Origin of the sequence: Entomohabitans teleogrylli (assembly GCF_001484765.1) — a bacterium.
Taxonomy (GTDB): Bacteria; Pseudomonadota; Gammaproteobacteria; order Enterobacterales; family Enterobacteriaceae; genus Entomohabitans; species Entomohabitans teleogrylli.
The window spans coordinates 1-16,575 of the sequence record NZ_LLXO01000017.1; the positions used below are offsets into that span (position 1 = coordinate 1).

Genomic DNA, 16,575 nt, shown 5'->3' on the forward strand with positions numbered 1-16,575 from the left:
AGAATGGATGTGGAAAAATCCCGGCGCAGATTTCATCCCGCTCTACCGCCACGCGCAGCCAGCGCCAGAACGCGACCGAGTACGCTGCGAGCATGCCGAGTGGTCACATGCCACATTCGGTAATGTTGGTCCAATTGGCCCGCTCAAGCACCTCAGCAAAGAAGCGCTGGAAGCTGCCGCCGAACCCGATGACCTCAGCGAGTGGGCTGATATGCAATTCCTGCTGTGGGATGCGCAGCGCCGTGTCGGTATCACTGACGAACAAATTACTAAGGCGATGATCGAGAAACTGGTGGTGAACAAACAGCGCTCATGGCCTGAGCCGAAAGACGGAGAGCCGCGGTTGCATATCAAAGCGCAGCCAGTGCCGGATGAGCGAAAATCCTTTGAGTCTTTTATGGCCAAACGATACGGCGATTTGGTAGACCAGCGTCGCGCCAAAAATGGAGACCAGGGCTATATGGCGTGGGATATGGTCGTGGCGTGGATAGTATGGCAAGCCCGCGCCAAGTTGGCTGGCAACTCTCCGGTAATTCCGGATGGTTTAATCGCCGCAGTTAATCGTCTGCTTGATAGTGACGGAAGTCGTGGTTGTTATAGCGCAATCCGTTGCCACGAGGCGCGCGAGGAAGTAGAGCGGTTGCTTGCAGCAGCACCGGACGCATCAGCGTAAACAAAAAGCCCCGCATCACGCGGGGTTCTAATCACAACAAACTGAAAATTATACATTTAGTCATTTTGATCGATTAAAGCGATCAATTTCATGTGAATCGATCTATAAATCCTATTTGATGGGAAATAATTTACATACAACACTCAATTCTACCTACTTAGAGCACTGAAAACCCGTCAAAAAAAACTCTACCCATTGATATAAAAGGAAAATATCTTTATCTCTGTTTTTTTTTATTGCAATCCTGAAAAATCCTAACAATAATTACTGTGTATTTATACAGTGAATCAAGCGAGGTGATACTATGAAAATCGAAGTGACAATCGACAAAAACAAAAAATTACCCACCGGCGCTGTTCAGGCGCTGGAAGTTGAATTGCTGCGTCGCTTAAATCAGAACTATGAAGACTGCCAGCTGACGATTCGCCGTGCTGGCTCTGACGGACTCAGCGTCCACGGCGGCATCGCTGATGACAAGGAGGTTATCCAGGAGATACTCCGCGAGACCTGGGAAAGCGCGGACGACTGGTTTTATTGAGTAAATTTCTTTTGGTGGCGGCCTTTCTCTCAGAGCATCGCGTTCGCGTAACCCTTGATGCTGCTACCCGTTTTAGTGAGTGCGTCAGTTTGTCGCTCAGGGGGTAATGTGACTGATGGTATTGAACCAATGCGGAAGGGGGATTTTTGGGCCACCATAACAGATGAATCTGGCAAGGTAGTGTGCTCATTTCTGTTAGGTCAAGATGACAGGCGTCTGCTGTCCAATATTGATGGAGAAATCACCGCAAGAAAAATAGATAAAGATGAGCACCTCTGGTCAAGAGCATCTCTGGTTGAAGTTATCCAAGAAATGGGCTCTAAAAATTGACTCTTCACAGTTAACTACATCATACTTGCTGTACTGGCCTGAACAACCAGTCACCTGACAGTAATGCGCCTTCGGAGAAGACGATGGCGCAACTTCATCCAGTAAAACAGTCTCAAGCAATCCCGATCCCTGCCACGCAGGAGACCGGCGATTTTCTGCATTCTGCGTTTAACCTCTGCGGAGGTGAAGCGTGAAGCAACAATTCTGCCTAATCAACGACAACGTTAAGCGTAACGTCGTCAACTTCATTGAATCCCTTCCTGTCGATCGCCGCTTCCCGGTCATTGTTGAGGCGCGCGAAGAAAGCCGTACTGATAAGCAAAATCGCCTGATGTGGCCGCTATTGAAGGACCTGAGCGATCAGGTTATTTGGTACGGAGAAAAGCTGGAGCCGGAGGAATGGAAAGACCTCATCACGGTGCTGGTCAGCCAGATGCAAAACCCGGAACGTGAGCAGAAATCCGCCCCGGGCATCAACGGCGGCCGCGTCTACTTCGGCGTTCGCACCTCTCAATCCAGCAAGCGCTACATGGTCGAGGTGATCGAGGCGATTTACTGGTTCGGCACAGAGCGCAATGTGAAGTTCAGCGAAAAGTCCAACAGCCGCATTGCGTGGGCCCAGGACTGGAGGGCATCACATGCACAGTCCTCTCGCTAATGTCATGGAGCGCGCAATATTCCGCATCCCATCCCGTCGCAAGCGCAAGGCGGATGTTAAACCTTCCGACATTCCAACGCTGAAAGGCTACACCGCCAGTCTGGTGGATCAGAAATGGCTGCGTCTCGCGGCGAGGAGGCTACATGCTTAATCGCTCTCAGCGTAGGTGCAAAATCTGCCGGGCGAAGTTCACCGCAGCATTTCAGAATCAGCGCTGGTGCTGTCCTGAGCATGGCGCTGAATTTGCCATGCAGGAACTGGAGAAGAAGCGCGAAAAGCAGGCCCAGGCAAAAGCGAAGAAAGAGCGCGCAGCCTGGCGCAAGCGCAAAGCCGCGGTGAAACCTCTCCGCCATTGGGAAGATATGACCCAGCGTGTCGTTAACGACTATATACGCGAACGAGACCACGATCAGCCATGCATCAGCTGCGGCACTTTCGACACGGTTCAGTGGGAAGCTGGCCATTACCGCTCCCGCGGTAAAGCATCACACCTTCGCTACAACGAGGACAACATTCACAAGCAGTGTCATCACTGCAACGTGCAGATGTCAGGTAACCAGCAGCAGTACCGCATCGCTCTGGTAGAGAAAGTCGGCGTTGAGCGCGTTGAGGCGCTCGAAAACAACAACACCCCTCACCGATACACAATCGAAGAACTAGAAGGCATCAGGCGCCACTACAGCGCGCTTCGCCGTGCGCTCATAAAACAACGGGAGGCCGCATGAGCACAGAAACCGAAATTGAACTGGGAAAGGTTGTAGCTTTCCCAGCGAAGAATAACGACCTGCAGGATGGGCTCGTTATTCAGCGCGAAGGTAAGAAGGTGATGTGTCTGCACTCCACCGTTTGGGTTAATGAAAAGGACCGGACCTTACGCTGCAGGAAGTGCGAAACATTGATCGAACCTTTTGACTTCTTGATGACGCTCTGTGACCAGGAGTCTCGCTACATGGAGAGCGTGAAATATCTCCGACGGGAAGAAAAGCAGCGCCGCCAGAACATTGAGAAACTCATTCAGATTGAGAAGAACGCAAAGTCCCGAATTCGCCGTGCCGGGGATAAGTCTCCACTTCCTCTCTGGCAGAACGAGAGGGTTGACGAATGAGCAGTGACGTTATCGAGCGAATCCGAGACCGCTGGCAAAAAATCCGACTGTTCCGGCGCCGCGGCACCGTACTGGTTGACTACCGGATACTGAGAAATTTTGTGCGCATATATCAGACCTTGGGATAAAAGCATGAAACTTGAAGCGTCATTAAAACATTTCAGTACTCAGGGGCTGCAGATTATCAGCAACGTGGGAGATAGTACTTATGCGTGATATTCAAATGGTACTTGAGCGTTGGGGGGGATGGGCTGCGAGCGACAGATCTGGGGTCGATTACTCTCCTATTGCCGCTGGATTCAAAGGACTTCTTCCACAAACAAGCAAAAACCGACTTTCCTGCACCGATAATGACGCGTTGGTTATTGAGGGTTGCTTAGCTCAGCTTAAGAAAAGAAAACCGTATGAGCATTCTCTGTTAGTTGTGCATTATTTGTTTGGTATATCTAAGCGTAAGATAGCTAAAGTACGCAAAAAAGACGAGAAACTAATTCGAATTGAAATTCAGATGGCAGAAGGGTTTATCGATGGCTGTCTTAGTATGCTCAATATAGGCTTGGAAATGGATGCAGAAGTGAAATCGTGAAGCAAAAGCCCGATTAATCGGGCTTATTATCAACATCTTTGACATATAAAATCACAGCTGACTTGATGTCACCGTCGACGTGTTTTGCGTTAATGCTTAAATGAACAGGCTTTCTTTCCCATTCAGCACGCTGAAGGGCTTCTTTGTTTCCAGACTCGTCAAGGAAAATGTCTTGGACTACGCAAGTCAGACGTTGATCAGAATCGATTCTGCGAACTTTAACTTTGAAACATTCCGGATCTGTATTATTCACTTCTTCAATGCGGTAGACACCGTCAATTCGCATTTCGACAGAGCGGCGGCGTGCATTTGTAACCAATTCTTTTGCAGTCTCGGAATCGATAGTTACACCATCAATTTCTGCAGTGTCAGAACGTACGAAAGACTTGACCATGGTTGTTTTTGCGTCATAAGACATACGATCCATGTTGTCGAGAAGAGGTTTTTTGGCAACCATTTCAGAGATGATCTGAAGGCGCTTCGTTTCTTCTTGGGTCATCACCTGCATCGCACGCAGATGCTCCTTATCGCCTTCTTTAGTGATCTCAGCGAGGCGAGTATCTTTACGGTTATCTAAAAAGCGTTTAAAGACGGTTACCCCGCCCCATATGACGGCAGCACCGAGAACTGTAAATACGATCTCTGTGGCGTTCATTTTTCCTACCAATTCGTGCGTAAGCTTGCTCAGGAATCCATCAATGTTGATCTCAACAAGAGATGAACCTTGCTCTACTGTAACTTCAATTTCTAGAGCATCAAGTTCTTCTTTTGTCAGCCTGCGAACATCTGGAGTGCCGTACTTCGCAAGCGCGTAAGATTTGTTGATTTGCGATTGCATCTCAACAAAACCCTTCATTACAGAGGGGGTAAGGGATTTGTTAAATTTATCACCCGTTAGCCTGATGGTTAGGCTTGGCCATCCATTGAAACTAATTTTTTCAGGTAAGCCTTCTCCACTCAGGTAGCGCTCGAGTAACTCAAAAGCTTGTTGCTCAGACTCTACATCATACTGGATGTCATCCAAAGATAGTCCCTCATTCTAAGCCCCGCGATAACTAAGTAGTTAGGCAAGAACTGCTTTCTTATTTTGCTGTGTGTAGGAAAAATAAATCAAAACTCGTTAAAAATCACTAATGCGGTCCGCATTTTCTAGTTTACTGTGTTAAGAGTAGTCACTTCGACACGCAGCTTAATCATCGAAACCCTGCCTCGGCGGGGTTTTTGCTTTTCAACTGAGTCAAACCCCACAAACCTGGCCCTGGCTATAAGCCGGGGTTTTTTACGCCCAAAATCAGGGGGCGCGATGAACAACCTCTTATCAGGACTGGAAGCGCAAGCCGTGAAATGGATGTACGAATACACCCCTGCGATGGCCGCCTCTGTCCTCGCTTTCATGATCGCCCTCTGCTTTGGCATCCGCGATGGTGAGACTTTACAAAAAACGCTGACTGGCGCGTTCATCTGTGGACTCTTTGCCGTTGCCGTGAGTTCGTCTCTTGAATACCTCGGAATGCCGGGAAACAGTGTGACTTTTGTAGGGTCAGCAATCGGGTTCATTGGTGCAGACAGAATCCGTGGCTGGATGAATAATATCTTCGACAGAAAGACAAAGGACCAATAATGGACCTGAAACAATTTGAACGGGCAGCTGGGATCAGTGCCGGGCTGGCTGCGCGCTGGTTTCCGCATATTAACGCGGCAATGGCCGAATTCGGCATTACGTCACCAACAGACCAGTCGATGTTTATTGCCCAGGTGGGTCACGAATCTGCAGGTTTCTCCCGACTGATTGAGTCTCTGAATTACACTCCGGAGGCGCTGGTGGCTACGTTCGGCAGGGTGCGAATTACTCAGTACCAGGCGGATATGCTGGGTCGCGTCCCCGGACGACCTGCTAATCAGGAGGCTATCGCTAATCTGGTGTATGGCGGTGAATGGGGGAAAAAAAATCTGGGTAATTACAATGCCGGTGACGGCTGGCGATATCGTGGGCGCGGGCTCATTCAGATTACTGGCCTGACAAACTATCGCAGTTGTAGCGCTGCGCTGGGTAAGGATTTTTTGCTAGTCCCTGATCTTCTTGCTCAGGATGAAGACGCGGCTCGCTCTGCCTGCTGGTTTTACGTTTCCCGTGGGTGCCTGCTCTACGGTAATGATCTGAACAAAGTTACGCGGATAATAAACGGTGCGGCGAACGGACTGGAGGACCGCAGGCAGCGTCTGGCGGTGGCCAGAAAAGCGCTGTTATGAAGTGGCGCTATTCGGCTGCTCTCTCTGTACTGCTGGTATGTTTTATCGGGTCGATCGCATGGTCTGCCAGCTATTATTACGACAAATATCAGACCGAACGCCAGCGAGCTGATGCTGCTGTGCAGGCACAACAACAATCAGAGGCGATGACTGCAATCACTATAGCTACGGCGCTATTTATCAACGAGATATCACGGATGGCCCATGAACAAAAAACCGAAATTGCCCGGGATGGCAAGGAAGCAGTGGTTTATATCCGCGAGGCCTTACAGAGCAATGATTGCGCTGGCCAGTCTGTTCCTGTGGCCGCTGCTGACAGGCTGCGGGACTATGCGGACCGTCTACGTTCAGGCACCACATATCCCGATCCCTGAGTCACTCACCGAAGAAACACCGCAACCCGAAATCCCGAAACCGCTGACATGGGGCGGTAGCCTGGTGCTGAACGTCGAGACGCTGGCCGCGCTGGCGCAGTGTAACGCGGATAAACGGGCAATCAGGGGCATAGAAGAGAAAAAGGCTCAATAGTGCTATATTGATGTTCTCACTAATGAAATGAGGGGTGTCAGTATGAGTGACCAAGCCTTAACTATCAGTGAACTTAACGATATTGCAAAAGAGTATTTTCACAATGATTTTTGCCGTATTGAAGTATGTGAAATTGGAGTTCGTTTCGTGTGCCATGATAGAGATAAGAATGAAGAGTACTCTTCTTTTTTTCAGACACCATTGCGCGTTTTATCCTCAAACATAGTTAGGGCGTTTCTTGAGGCGGAAACTCGTCCAGAGAATGGGAGTGGGATAGAAAGGAAGACCATCTAAGCATCGCGGGAAGCGAGATTGTCTCGAAGACCCGTAAAGCGATTCAGGAAGCGACCGAAGCGCTGGCGCTGTTTGATACCGCGACTGAGCAGTCCAGTTAAGTCAATACAACAGGCATTCACTGAGTGCCTGTGATAATGCTAAATTATGCCCTGAATGAAAACGGGGTGATAAATGAAAATAGATCAGGAGTATCTAAAGGGGCTGCTTATAGCGTTTGAAGATTCGAACGAGCCTCATACGAGTATTGCCAGGCTTTTGACGCTGGGATTCGATCATCGAACTAACGAATTTCGTTTTCATATTCGCTTATTGCAAGATCGTGGTTTGATTGGTCGCGTCGATGGTGAATTCGGGATTGGGTATTTCAGCCCTAGAAGTGATGATCAAGATGACGAGGGTTTTTTTGACGAAGTACCGCTGCGCCTAACTGCCTCTGGACACGATTTCCTGGAAGCCATCAGAAACAAAGAAGTGTGGGCAACACTTAAAAGCGGATTTAAGGATGCCAGCATAGGAACGCTTGTGACAGTATCGAAAGAATTATTTAGCCGTGCACTAACTAAGCAACTCGATAAGTATTTTGATTAGCAATTCAATCATTTCCCAAAGCCACCTGCGAGTGGCTTTTTTAATGCCCTTAACTACAGGTATAGAACTATGGCATCGAAAAAACTAACAGCTGAGCAGCAGCTGCTTTTCGATGCGCTGACACCGCTACAAAAAAGATTCGCTCTGGCCATCATTAAAGGCAAGAACCAGACCGACGCATACAAAGCAGCGAAGGGGAAAGCGAAGGGCGATAACCTCCGCAAAGCCGCTCACACCATTGCGACAAATTGCGACGTTCTGGCGTTTATCAAATCAGTACAGGGCGAGATCGTTGACGAGGCCATCATGACCCGCGAGGAAGCCCTGAAGCGGTTATCTAAGATGGGGCGTACTTCCATCACCGACATAGCCGAATTCAGCAACAGCATTGTTGGCGAAGATGAAGACGGGCAACCGGTCTTTCAGGCTGTGTGGAGCTTCAGGAATTCTTCATTGCAGGATCCTGACGCGATGAGCGCTATCGCCGAACTGACTACCGGCAAAGACGGCATCAAACTGAAGATGCACGATCCGAAAGCGGCGATTAAGCAGCTGGCGGAGATGCAGGGCTGGGAAGCGCCGAAAAAATCAGAAGTCAGCGGCCCTGGTGGTGGTCCACTGAAAACCGAAGTGGTAGCCATGACACCAGAAGAAGCCGCCGAAGCGTACAAGAAGATGATGGGCTAAAACTGCGAAAACAGGCGTTTCGTATCGAAAAAACGTTATGCATTTTTCACCCCATTTTATGCACGCTTTATTCACTCGATTTTTGCTGATTTTGACGACTTAACCCGGATAAACAGGCGGTTAGCTCTGTATCGGCTGCGAGTGCTGTCTGGCTGGTGCGGGTAACGACCATTATGTTAAATAGGGTCGATTTTCAGGAAATTATCACTGGTAACCTTCCTCCAAAAAAAAGTAAACAAAAGTGTTGACGTGGTAAGCATAAATGTTTACTATAATCACATGTTCAACAGAATGGAGGAGGGATGAAGCAAAGCGAGTTCAGGCGGTGGCTTGAATCTCAGGGAGTCGAAGTTTCAAACGGTACTAACCACCTGAAACTGAGATACAAAGGCAAACGTACCATAATGCCAAGACATCCCGGAAGTGAGATAAAAGAACCACTAAGAAAGGCAATCATTAAGCAGTTAGGCCTTTAAAAATCCAGCCCCTCCGGGGGCTGGTACTCGCGGAGGTTCATCAATATTTATGCGATATCCCGTAAAACTTGAGCCGGACAGCGGCGGATACGTGGTTTCGTTTCCGGATATCCCGGAGGCGTTGACACAGGGCGATACCAGAGAGGAAGCGCTGGAAATGGCGCGTGATGCTCTGGTTACTGCGTTTGAGTTCTATTTCGAAGACGGCGAGCGGGTACCGGCGCCCGGCGATATTACCGGGGATTTCGTGGAAGTCCCGGCCAGCATCGCCGCGAAGGTGCTTATGCTCAACGCCTTCATTGATTCCGGGCTGACCCAGGTCGAACTGGCCGCCCGCATGGGGGTGAAGAAACAGGAGGTTACCCGCCTCTTTGATCTGCACCATTCAACGAAGATTGACACCATACAGCGAGCGCTGGCGGCGCTGGGCAAAACATTGTTGCTTGCAGCTGCCTGACTTGCTAAACACTCTCTAAGGCTCCTCCGGGAGCCTTTTTTATTGCCTTAAATTATGCCAATACCTTTTCCTTTTGACTTCAAGAGACCGGATTACAACCTGGTATTTGAATGGAGGATGGAGCGCCTGCAGCGCATCAGGCAAAATCCTGACGTTCTCCCTGCACTCAGGCAGTTTTACCGCAATGACCCGGCACAATTCATTATCGACTGGGGAATGACCGTTGATCCGCGAAACATCGATTACGGTCTGCCGGTCACCATTCCGTTTTTGTTGTTCCCGAAACAGGAAGAGTGGATCAACTGGATAATGGAGCGGCGGCGCAATCTCGAAAACGGGATAACGGATAAGGCCCGAGAAATGGGGCTGAGCTGGTGCTCTATGGGGCTGGCCGCCACGCTATGCCTGTTCAACCGAGAAATGGTGATTGGCGTCGGTTCGCGTAAAGAAGAGTACGTGGACAGCACCGGCGATCCGAAAGCACTGCTCTGGAAGGTGCGAAAATTTCTCTCGCTGGTGCCGGTTGAGTTTCGCGGGGTATGGGAGGAGAAAAAACACTCCCAGTATATGCGCGTTGAGTTCCCGGACAGCGGCTCAATCATCAAAGGGGAGGCGGGCGACAATATCGGACGCGGCGACCGTACCACGCTGTATCTTGTGGACGAGAGCGCGTTTCTGATGCGCCCGCTGCTCATCGATGCCGCATTATCCCAGACTACCCGCTGCCGTATCGACCTGTCGTCGGTCAACGGCATGAATAACCCATTTGCGCAGAAGCGGCACAGCGGCAAACTCCCGGTATTTACCTTCCCCTGGACCAGCGACCCGCGCAAAGACGAAGCCTGGTATAAGCGGGAGTGCGAGAAAATCGACAACCCGATCATTGTGGCGCAGGAATTAGACCTGGACTACAACGCATCGGTTGAGGGCAAGCTGATTCCGGCGGAGTGGATACACTCGGCGACAGATGCCCATATCAAGCTAGGTATCACGCCGACTGGCTCCCGTGTCTCCGCACTCGATGTGGCCGACGAAGGCATCGACCTGAACGCCTGGGCGAGTCGTACCGGGATCCTGTTGGATAATCTGGCGGCGTGGTCCGGCAAAGGCTCGGACATTTTCGCCACTTCCGTGAAAGCCATAAACCTGTCTGACGCTCAGAGCAGCGATTACCTGCTGTTTGATGAGGACGGACTGGGCGCGGGCGTGCGCGGGGATTCACGCATCATCAACGAAGAGCGGGTGAAAAACGGTTTATCGGCTATAACCGCGATACCGTTTCGCGGCTCTGGCGCGGTTGTGGACCCTGACAGGCTGGTGGATCCCTCGGGCGAGCGCAAGACAGACCGCAAAAATAAAGACTATTTCGCGAACCTGAAGGCGCAGAGTTGGTGGGCGTTGCGTAAGCGGTTCCGGGATACTCACCGGGCGGTAACCGGCGAAATAACAAAATATGACCCGGACACGCTGATCAGCATTTCCTCAGATATACCGGAGAAAGAAAAGCTCATCGTGGAACTGGGACAACCGACCTACTCGATCAACCCAGCCGGAAAAATCATCATCGATAAGATGCCGGATGGTCAGCGCTCCCCGAACCATGCGGACGCCGTAATGATTTGTTATGCGCCGGTGAAAGGTCTCCGCCGTAGTTTCTTTGGCTGATCGCCAGTCTCTCTCAATCACTGCACAACGCCGGGATATTTCCCGGTTTTGTCGTTCTCAACGGAAAATGTCATGGGATGGTTTTTTAAGCGCAAAAAAGCGGAGGATAAAGCGAATACCGCCCAGCCGCGGGAAAGCTTTTTCAGTACCCACCGGGAAAGCGGCGATCCGTCAGCAGTCTCGACCGCACTTTCCAGGGTTATGCAGGATATCAGGGCATCCCTGCCGCGTGCGGTCGCCAGTGACGGGACCAATGACAGCTATGATGATGACGGCAACCTGGTATCACCTCACGTCTCCGCTGGTGGCACTGTCAGCGATAGCCTGTTTCTCTGGTACGCCAACAATAATTTCATCGGCCACACGATGTGCGCCATCATCGCCCAGCACTGGCTGGTATTTAAAGCCTGTGATATGCCCGGCCGCGATGCCATCCGTAACGGGTACACCGTACAGTCTGAGGACAGCGAAGAACTGCCGCCCGAAGCGGTCAAGATGCTGACCCGTTACGACAAGAAATTTAACATCAATGAAAAGTTGCGAAACTTCATCACATTTGGTCGCGTATTCGGGATTCGCGTGGCGCTGTTTAAGGTCCAAAGCACAGACCCGAAATACTACGAAAACCCGTTTAACCCGGACGGTGTGACACCCGGCAGCTATAAGGGAATAACGCAAATCGATCCGATGTGGTGCGTGCCGGAGCTGGACGCCGACAGCGTGAGCAACCCTGCGAGCCTCCACTTTTATGAGCCAATTTACTGGCTGATTAACGGCAAGCGCTATCACCGCTCACATCTGATTATCTATATTCCGCACCCTGTCGCCTCGATTCTGAAACCGTCTTATCAGTACGGCGGTGTGTCGGTACCCCAGAAAATAATGGAGCGGGTATACGCGGCAGAACGGACCGCAAACGAGGCCCCGGCGCTGGCGCTGAGCAAGCGGACCACGGTGTATAAAACCGATATGGCCAAATTTATGGCCAACGAGGATAAAGCCACCCAGAACCTGGCGAAGTGGATCCAGTACCGCGATAACTACGGCGTGAAGCTGGCCGATAAAGAAGAAGACGACATTAGCCAGTTTGACACGGCGCTGGCGGACTTTGACGCTCTGATTATGACGCAATACCAGATTGTGGCTGGCGTTGCTGAGGTGCCGGTGACGCGCCTAATGGGGACGCAGCCGAAGGGGTTTAACTCCAATGGCGACTATGAGGAAAACACGTATCACGAAACGCTGGAATCTATCCAGACCCACGACATGACGCCGCTGCTTGAACGCCATCACCTGCTGGTTATGCGGTCTTACGTCGCGCCGAAGCTGGGTATTGAACCGGTTGAGACGTCAGTGAACTGGAACACGCTGGAAAGCCTGACATTGAAAGAAAACGCGGAGGTGAACGAAATCAACAGCCGCACCGATCTGAACCTCGCCAACGTGGGCAGCATTGACCAGTACGATTCACGCGATCGCCTTATCAGGGACAAGGACAGCGGCTACAGCAATCTTGCACCAGCTGAGCCGCCGGACGACAGCGGCTTAAACGGGGAGGGTAACGCCAATGGCGAAACGGGTTCGAAAAATGCCCCGCCGACAGCGCCCGATATCACGCGCTAACCTGCTACGCGGCGCGGCGGTATTTGTTCCGATCAGCGCCGGGCAGGAGTACCAGCACCGCATCACCCGAGAGTTTGACCTGATGCGCGCTGACGTCCTGCAGCAAATTACCACCCTCTTTAAAAACACCGATTCCCCTGTCATGGATGCCACCCTGGACGCCAGCATAGTGAACGCTGCCGCCGGGCTGTTGCGTCGTCTGCGCCGGACGTGGCAGGGGCTTTTTGATGAAATGACCGACGGCGCCACGAAGTGGATGATTGAGCGGGTGACCGGCAGCGCCGGGACCGCGGTTAAACGGTCGCTGGAGGAGATTGGCGAAGGCGTCTCTCTGAATCTCAACATGCAGTCGGCGGCGGTTCGGGAGGTTATCCGGGCGGGCAGCTATGAGGCCGCACACCTGATTAAGCGGGTTCCGGCTAAATATCTGGACGATATCGGCGGCGAGGTGATGCGCTCCATTTCCGCCGGGCGTGGTCTGGCGGACCTGCAACCAGCGCTGGATTCGTATGGCGTGAAGGTGCGGAACTGGGCGCGGAATGTCGCGCTGGACCAGACCCGCAAGGTCTACGGCAATATTGCCCGGGAAGGCTTCAAAAGCGCAGGGATCCGGCGGTGGGAATGGGTTCACAGCGGAGGCAGTAACGACCCTCGCGAGTATCACCTGATGGACGCGCCGGCAGGTCTGAACGGCGGCATTTTCAGCTTTGACGATCCCCCGATTATTGACAAACGAACCGGCGAGCGGGGTTTCCCCGGCCAGTTGCCTTACTGCCGCTGCACGCTGCGGCCGGTTGTGGATTTTTTTGAGGATTAGCAATGCCAGACACAAAACGCGTTTACGACGTCAACGGGTGGGCTGAGATACGCGATAACCCGATATTGCGCGCCGGTATTTTTGAGTACCTGGGGCGCAATCTTCCTGGCGCACCGGACCCCAACAAAGTTTACAGAGTCTGGCGGCCGGAAGAGGAGCTGGAAGATCCGGAGTGTGCGGCATCGTTCAGGCTGTTGCCCTGGATTGATGAGCATCCCCCCGGCCTTCTGGGCGAAGAGGAAGACGGGTACACGCCCCCCGAGGATGCAGGGGTTCACGGCACGATCGGCGAGCGGGTTTATTACCGCGACGGTGTGCTGCTGGGAAATATCAAACTATTTTCTGCTGCGCTGGCAGGGCTGGTGGCGGCAGGCAAAAAAGAACTATCGCCGGGGTATCGCGCCCGATACGAATACAAACCCGGTATAGCGCCCAGTGGGGTGGCTAAAGGCAAGCCCTACGATGTGATCCAACGCCGTCCGCGAGGTAATCACCTGGCGTCGGTTTTAGAAGGTCGGCAGGGTCCGTCAGTGGCGGTACTCGACGGCATAACGTTAGATGCAAAGGATTTATATATGGCAGATGAAAACACCGAAAACACACCAGTTGTGGCGACTGATGGCGAGACTGCCAGCACCGTATCGCTGGAAGAGGGCATGAAGATTTTTTTAACCATGCTCCCTGTGTTGCAAAAACTGATTGCGGCTACCAGTGAAACACCGGCAGAACCGGCACCGGCGGAAACGCCAGCGACCGCCGATAACGACCAGACGCTGGACAATGACGATGAAGAGGACGACGGCACGCAGGACAGCGAAGACGGGGACGGAGACGATAAAACCGCCGTTGCGGTCACGCTGGACGCCATGGACAAGCGGATCCGCAGCGTGGAAACCAACAGCGTTAAATGGATGATGCGCGAACTGAACAACCGTAACGTTCTGGTTAATCGCCTGTCGCCGCACGTTGGCACGTTCGACGCCAAAGACATGACTACCGCCGAGGTGGCGAGCTACGGGCTGAAAAAACTGGGCATCAGCGCGCCCAAAGGGCAGGAAATGACGTATCTCAGCGGGTACCTGTCCGGTGTGGAAAAAGCACCGGCGCGGGCGGTCGTGCAGTCTGGCGCAACGCTGGACAGCGCTGATGCGGGCGGGGCTATTGGTCGTTACCTCTCAGGGGAGAAGAAATAATGAAGTTTCAGCAGAAAGTAAATTTTGATTACGGCTTTGGTATTCCGGGTGAGGTGGCCTTTGACGGCCCGACCCGGGCAAAGCCGGGCGTACTGAAAAGCGACGACGAGAAAAACAACGTTTTCGGGCACGTTTTTACGCTGAATGCCGACGGCAAAACCATTGGTGCGGGGGGGGAGGGGAAGTTCTGGGGCATCCTCGGGGACCCGAAAACTCATACCTATACCGGGCGCGTTGGCGACGATGCCTCCAGCCTGTACGTTGCAAACGGCGTTGTCGGTACGTTTTATGATATGGCCCTTATCAACGTGTTGACCAGTAAGGCGGCGGAGATCGGCGATAACCTCTGGTACGACACCGACACCGGCGAAATCATCACGCAGGACGAGACCGTAACTACTCTGGCGGGTCACCTGCAGGTACCCAACGCCAAAGTTACGCGCCTGCCGCAGGACAGCGCCACCGGCGGCCTGATTGTTGCGCAGCTTACCAACTAAGGAAATCAGAGAATGAGTGAAGAATCAAAAGTGCTTAGCTCGCTGGCACCGCGTAACGTCCGACCGCTGCAACTGACGCGGGACGATATTGCGGCCAGCGCACATCGCGAACTGAGTTTGCTGGGGATTAACATTCCTCAGAATATCATCGGTGACATGGTGGAGGGCATGGGTCTTGACAGTAATGACGTCGGCCTGATGCCGTCGCCGCTGCCTGGTATGCTTCCTGCAGGGTCGGCAACGCCGATCCAGTTCCTCCAGGCATGGCTCCCCGGGTTTGTGCGCGTCATGACGGCGGCGCGCAAGATTGACGAACTGATCGGCATTGATACCGTCGGAGCGTGGGAAGATGAAGAAGTTATTCAGGGCGTTGTTGAGTTTGTTGGTCAGGCGGTACCCTATGGAGACCATACAAATGTTCCGCTCGCGTCCTGGAATGTGGGCTATGCGCGCCGCACTGTCGTGCGCTTTGAGTCGGGGATCAACGTTGGCCGCCTTGAAGAAGCGCGGTCCGCTCGCGGCAACATTGCATCGGCAGCGGAAAAACGCGCTGGCTCGGGCCTGTTCCTCGAAATCCAGCGTAACCGGATCGGCTTTTACGGCTTCAACAACGGGGAAAACAACACCTACGGATTCCTGAATGAGCCGAGCCTGTTACCGGCGGTGACCGCAGCGACCGGGGCTGGTGGTTCTACAAAGTGGAACGCTAAAACATTCCTGGAAATCACCGCAGACATTCGACAAGTGGCGAACCTGCTGCAGGTCCAGAGTATGGACAACTTCGACCCGGGGACCGCTTCCTGGACGCTATCCCTCCCGACCGGTACCAACCAGTATCTGACTGTCGTTTCCAACTTTGGCGAGTCTGTTCGCCAGTGGGCGCGTGAGAACTACCCGGGCCTGCGTTTTGTGACGGCACCGGAGCAACAGGCTGCCATCGGGGGTGCCGATGTGATGTATGGCTACCCGGAAATATTCGACGATGGCTCCAGCGATGGCGGCAAAATCTGGCAACAGCTGGTGCCGAGTAAATTCTATGCGCTGGGCGTTGAAAAGCGTTCTAAATCCTACGTCGAAGACTATTCCAACGGTACCGCTGGCACGCTGCTTAAGCGCCCTGTGATGGTTGTGCGCATGGTTGGTATTTAAGTCGGACAAAGCAGGACGCAGGAGGCGAAAGCCTCTTTTTTTTATGCCCACAGGGAGCCGTCAGGCTCCTTTTTTACTGCAGGTGATAATTATGTTTTACGTATTTTCCACAATGTCCACAGACGTTGCCTACGCTGTGTACGGCGAACTGGTCAACGATATGCCGACGATTGAGCGACAGATTGTGATTAATGGCGGCGCGAATGTGGCCACAAAAAACCTGATCACGCCCCGCGGCGTCATGACTTCCGTCAGTGATGAAGATATGGAGCTGCTGAGTGCTGATCCGGTATTCCAGATGCACCAGAAAAACGGGTTCATTGCCGTGGAGAAGAAAGCGGCAGACCCGGAGAAAGTGGCGGCGGGAATGGAAGCGCGCGATCAGTCTGCGCAGCTGGAGGCCGGTGATTTTGAGGAAGGCAAGGAGCCAAAAACGAAGGTTAAGAAAAAGTAAGAGG

26 protein-coding genes and 1 pseudogene are annotated in these 16,575 nt (G+C 52.5%); 26 read left to right on the forward strand and 1 reads right to left on the reverse strand.

Translation table 11 applies throughout. The annotated features are described in order from the left end of the window. The 9 genes from AQ981_RS28175 to AQ981_RS18930 all read left to right on the forward strand — a co-directional run. Positions 1 to 673: DUF550 domain-containing protein (locus AQ981_RS28175; RefSeq protein WP_249226342.1), on the forward strand; the 673-nt coding region annotated here is incomplete at its 5' end. Between the two features lie 304 nt (positions 674 to 977). Then, positions 978 to 1,211 carry a DinI-like family protein gene (locus AQ981_RS18905; protein ID WP_058913315.1) on the forward strand — a complete coding sequence of 78 codons (234 nt, stop codon included), beginning with the start codon at positions 978 to 980 and terminating at the stop codon, positions 1,209 to 1,211. Between the two features lie 108 nt (positions 1,212 to 1,319). After that, positions 1,320 to 1,541: a hypothetical protein gene (locus AQ981_RS18910; RefSeq protein ID WP_154675954.1), complete on the forward strand. Its 222-nt coding sequence runs from the start codon at positions 1,320 to 1,322 to the stop codon at positions 1,539 to 1,541. Positions 1,542 to 1,731: 190 nt separating this feature from the next. Continuing rightward, positions 1,732 to 2,199 carry a recombination protein NinB gene (locus tag AQ981_RS18915; RefSeq protein ID WP_058913317.1) on the forward strand — a complete coding sequence of 156 codons (468 nt, stop codon included), beginning with the start codon at positions 1,732 to 1,734 and terminating at the stop codon, positions 2,197 to 2,199. After that, positions 2,180 to 2,350 (forward strand): NinE family protein, encoded by a 171-nt coding sequence (locus tag AQ981_RS26295; RefSeq protein WP_071608946.1) that lies wholly within the window; start codon positions 2,180 to 2,182, stop codon positions 2,348 to 2,350. Before AQ981_RS18915 ends, AQ981_RS26295 begins: the two co-directional genes overlap by 20 nt. Then, positions 2,343 to 2,924, forward strand: a complete 582-nt coding sequence (locus AQ981_RS18920) for a recombination protein NinG (protein WP_058913318.1) — start codon at positions 2,343 to 2,345, stop codon at positions 2,922 to 2,924. The genes AQ981_RS26295 and AQ981_RS18920 overlap by 8 nt, the downstream gene beginning before the upstream one ends. Beyond that, positions 2,921 to 3,304 carry a hypothetical protein gene (locus AQ981_RS18925; protein WP_004196866.1) on the forward strand — a complete coding sequence of 128 codons (384 nt, stop codon included), beginning with the start codon at positions 2,921 to 2,923 and terminating at the stop codon, positions 3,302 to 3,304. The genes AQ981_RS18920 and AQ981_RS18925 overlap by 4 nt, the downstream gene beginning before the upstream one ends. Continuing rightward, entirely contained in the window at positions 3,301 to 3,432 is a 132-nt protein-coding gene (locus tag AQ981_RS27360; protein ID WP_121500696.1) for a YlcG family protein, read from the forward strand. Before AQ981_RS18925 ends, AQ981_RS27360 begins: the two co-directional genes overlap by 4 nt. A gap of 80 nt (positions 3,433 to 3,512) precedes the next feature. Further along, positions 3,513 to 3,890, forward strand: a complete 378-nt coding sequence (locus AQ981_RS18930) for an antiterminator Q family protein (protein ID WP_058913319.1) — start codon at positions 3,513 to 3,515, stop codon at positions 3,888 to 3,890. A gap of 13 nt (positions 3,891 to 3,903) precedes the next feature. Here AQ981_RS18930 and AQ981_RS18935 read toward each other — a convergent pair whose 3' ends face one another. Further along, entirely contained in the window at positions 3,904 to 4,914 is a 1,011-nt protein-coding gene (locus AQ981_RS18935; protein WP_058913320.1) for a hypothetical protein, read from the reverse strand. 279 nt (positions 4,915 to 5,193) lie between these two features. Between AQ981_RS18935 and AQ981_RS18940 the strand changes: the two genes are divergently transcribed. From AQ981_RS18940 to AQ981_RS19015, 17 genes and pseudogenes are all read left to right on the forward strand, one after another. After that, positions 5,194 to 5,511, forward strand: a complete 318-nt coding sequence (locus AQ981_RS18940) for a phage holin, lambda family (protein ID WP_058913321.1) — start codon at positions 5,194 to 5,196, stop codon at positions 5,509 to 5,511. Further along, positions 5,511 to 6,140 carry a glycoside hydrolase family 19 protein gene (locus AQ981_RS18945; RefSeq protein ID WP_058913322.1) on the forward strand — a complete coding sequence of 210 codons (630 nt, stop codon included), beginning with the start codon at positions 5,511 to 5,513 and terminating at the stop codon, positions 6,138 to 6,140. The genes AQ981_RS18940 and AQ981_RS18945 overlap by 1 nt, the downstream gene beginning before the upstream one ends. Beyond that, positions 6,137 to 6,514: a hypothetical protein gene (locus tag AQ981_RS27720; RefSeq protein WP_071608947.1), complete on the forward strand. Its 378-nt coding sequence runs from the start codon at positions 6,137 to 6,139 to the stop codon at positions 6,512 to 6,514. The genes AQ981_RS18945 and AQ981_RS27720 overlap by 4 nt, the downstream gene beginning before the upstream one ends. Then, positions 6,471 to 6,668 (forward strand): Rz1-like lysis system protein LysC, encoded by a 198-nt coding sequence (gene lysC / locus AQ981_RS28565; protein WP_420809774.1) that lies wholly within the window; start codon positions 6,471 to 6,473, stop codon positions 6,666 to 6,668. Before AQ981_RS27720 ends, lysC begins: the two co-directional genes overlap by 44 nt. 42 nt (positions 6,669 to 6,710) lie before the next feature. Beyond that, on the forward strand, positions 6,711 to 6,962 hold the full coding sequence (locus AQ981_RS18955) for a hypothetical protein (protein ID WP_058913324.1): 252 nt from the start codon (positions 6,711 to 6,713) through the stop codon (positions 6,960 to 6,962). Positions 6,963 to 6,973: 11 nt separating this feature from the next. Next, positions 6,974 to 7,063: pseudogene (locus AQ981_RS28680) on the forward strand (DUF2560 family protein); the annotation flags it as partial. A gap of 73 nt (positions 7,064 to 7,136) precedes the next feature. Continuing rightward, complete coding sequence (locus AQ981_RS18960; RefSeq protein ID WP_058913325.1) at positions 7,137 to 7,553, forward strand: DUF2513 domain-containing protein; 417 nt, start codon at positions 7,137 to 7,139, stop codon at positions 7,551 to 7,553. A 69-nt stretch (positions 7,554 to 7,622) separates the two neighbouring features. Beyond that, positions 7,623 to 8,240, forward strand: a complete 618-nt coding sequence (locus AQ981_RS26305; protein WP_071608948.1) for a terminase small subunit — start codon at positions 7,623 to 7,625, stop codon at positions 8,238 to 8,240. A 302-nt stretch (positions 8,241 to 8,542) separates the two neighbouring features. Then, positions 8,543 to 8,716 (forward strand): type II toxin-antitoxin system HicA family toxin, encoded by a 174-nt coding sequence (locus AQ981_RS18975; RefSeq protein ID WP_058913326.1) that lies wholly within the window; start codon positions 8,543 to 8,545, stop codon positions 8,714 to 8,716. A 49-nt stretch (positions 8,717 to 8,765) separates the two neighbouring features. Beyond that, a complete protein-coding gene (locus AQ981_RS18980) occupies positions 8,766 to 9,173 on the forward strand; it encodes a type II toxin-antitoxin system HicB family antitoxin (protein WP_058913327.1) in 408 nt (135 codons plus the stop codon). Positions 9,174 to 9,227: 54 nt separating this feature from the next. Continuing rightward, on the forward strand, positions 9,228 to 10,838 hold the full coding sequence (locus AQ981_RS18985; protein ID WP_058913328.1) for a TerL protein: 1,611 nt from the start codon (positions 9,228 to 9,230) through the stop codon (positions 10,836 to 10,838). Between the two features lie 72 nt (positions 10,839 to 10,910). Then, complete coding sequence (locus AQ981_RS18990) at positions 10,911 to 12,461, forward strand: phage portal protein (protein ID WP_058913329.1); 1,551 nt, start codon at positions 10,911 to 10,913, stop codon at positions 12,459 to 12,461. Then, positions 12,427 to 13,278: a head morphogenesis protein gene (locus AQ981_RS18995; RefSeq protein WP_249226343.1), complete on the forward strand. Its 852-nt coding sequence runs from the start codon at positions 12,427 to 12,429 to the stop codon at positions 13,276 to 13,278. Before AQ981_RS18990 ends, AQ981_RS18995 begins: the two co-directional genes overlap by 35 nt. Positions 13,279 to 13,280: 2 nt before the next feature. Further along, the gene (locus AQ981_RS19000; RefSeq protein WP_058913331.1) at positions 13,281 to 14,471 is read left to right on the forward strand and encodes a DUF2213 domain-containing protein; all 1,191 of its coding nucleotides are present in this window, start codon (positions 13,281 to 13,283) and stop codon (positions 14,469 to 14,471) included. Next, positions 14,471 to 14,968 carry a structural cement protein Gp24 gene (locus AQ981_RS19005; RefSeq protein ID WP_058913332.1) on the forward strand — a complete coding sequence of 166 codons (498 nt, stop codon included), beginning with the start codon at positions 14,471 to 14,473 and terminating at the stop codon, positions 14,966 to 14,968. Before AQ981_RS19000 ends, AQ981_RS19005 begins: the two co-directional genes overlap by 1 nt. A 12-nt stretch (positions 14,969 to 14,980) precedes the next feature. Beyond that, entirely contained in the window at positions 14,981 to 16,117 is a 1,137-nt protein-coding gene (locus tag AQ981_RS19010) for a major capsid family protein (protein WP_058913333.1), read from the forward strand. A 91-nt stretch (positions 16,118 to 16,208) separates the two neighbouring features. Next, positions 16,209 to 16,571 carry a hypothetical protein gene (locus AQ981_RS19015; RefSeq protein WP_058913428.1) on the forward strand — a complete coding sequence of 121 codons (363 nt, stop codon included), beginning with the start codon at positions 16,209 to 16,211 and terminating at the stop codon, positions 16,569 to 16,571. Positions 16,572 to 16,575 lie beyond the last annotated feature (4 nt).

Excerpts from the sequence above, each read along its gene's own strand:
- AQ981_RS18905 (WP_058913315.1), top strand. The coding sequence starts at position 978 with ATGAAAATCGAAGTGACAATCGACAAAAACAAAAAATTACCCACCGGC.
- AQ981_RS26295 (WP_071608946.1), top strand. The coding sequence starts at position 2,180 with ATGCACAGTCCTCTCGCTAATGTCATGGAGCGCGCAATATTCCGCATC.
- AQ981_RS18920 (WP_058913318.1), top strand. The coding sequence starts at position 2,343 with ATGCTTAATCGCTCTCAGCGTAGGTGCAAAATCTGCCGGGCGAAGTTC.
- AQ981_RS18925 (WP_004196866.1), top strand. The coding sequence starts at position 2,921 with ATGAGCACAGAAACCGAAATTGAACTGGGAAAGGTTGTAGCTTTCCCA.
- AQ981_RS27360 (WP_121500696.1), top strand. The coding sequence starts at position 3,301 with ATGAGCAGTGACGTTATCGAGCGAATCCGAGACCGCTGGCAAAAAATC.
- AQ981_RS18930 (WP_058913319.1), top strand. The coding sequence starts at position 3,513 with ATGCGTGATATTCAAATGGTACTTGAGCGTTGGGGGGGATGGGCTGCG.
- AQ981_RS18940 (WP_058913321.1), top strand. The coding sequence starts at position 5,194 with ATGAACAACCTCTTATCAGGACTGGAAGCGCAAGCCGTGAAATGGATG.
- AQ981_RS18945 (WP_058913322.1), top strand. The coding sequence starts at position 5,511 with ATGGACCTGAAACAATTTGAACGGGCAGCTGGGATCAGTGCCGGGCTG.
- AQ981_RS27720 (WP_071608947.1), top strand. The coding sequence starts at position 6,137 with ATGAAGTGGCGCTATTCGGCTGCTCTCTCTGTACTGCTGGTATGTTTT.
- lysC (WP_420809774.1), top strand. The coding sequence starts at position 6,471 with ATGCGGACCGTCTACGTTCAGGCACCACATATCCCGATCCCTGAGTCA.
- AQ981_RS18955 (WP_058913324.1), top strand. The coding sequence starts at position 6,711 with ATGAGTGACCAAGCCTTAACTATCAGTGAACTTAACGATATTGCAAAA.
- AQ981_RS18960 (WP_058913325.1), top strand. The coding sequence starts at position 7,137 with ATGAAAATAGATCAGGAGTATCTAAAGGGGCTGCTTATAGCGTTTGAA.
- AQ981_RS26305 (WP_071608948.1), top strand. The coding sequence starts at position 7,623 with ATGGCATCGAAAAAACTAACAGCTGAGCAGCAGCTGCTTTTCGATGCG.
- AQ981_RS18975 (WP_058913326.1), top strand. The coding sequence starts at position 8,543 with ATGAAGCAAAGCGAGTTCAGGCGGTGGCTTGAATCTCAGGGAGTCGAA.
- AQ981_RS18980 (WP_058913327.1), top strand. The coding sequence starts at position 8,766 with ATGCGATATCCCGTAAAACTTGAGCCGGACAGCGGCGGATACGTGGTT.
- AQ981_RS18985 (WP_058913328.1), top strand. The coding sequence starts at position 9,228 with ATGCCAATACCTTTTCCTTTTGACTTCAAGAGACCGGATTACAACCTG.
- AQ981_RS18990 (WP_058913329.1), top strand. The coding sequence starts at position 10,911 with ATGGGATGGTTTTTTAAGCGCAAAAAAGCGGAGGATAAAGCGAATACC.
- AQ981_RS18995 (WP_249226343.1), top strand. The coding sequence starts at position 12,427 with ATGCCCCGCCGACAGCGCCCGATATCACGCGCTAACCTGCTACGCGGC.
- AQ981_RS19000 (WP_058913331.1), top strand. The coding sequence starts at position 13,281 with ATGCCAGACACAAAACGCGTTTACGACGTCAACGGGTGGGCTGAGATA.
- AQ981_RS19005 (WP_058913332.1), top strand. The coding sequence starts at position 14,471 with ATGAAGTTTCAGCAGAAAGTAAATTTTGATTACGGCTTTGGTATTCCG.
- AQ981_RS19010 (WP_058913333.1), top strand. The coding sequence starts at position 14,981 with ATGAGTGAAGAATCAAAAGTGCTTAGCTCGCTGGCACCGCGTAACGTC.
- AQ981_RS19015 (WP_058913428.1), top strand. The coding sequence starts at position 16,209 with ATGTTTTACGTATTTTCCACAATGTCCACAGACGTTGCCTACGCTGTG.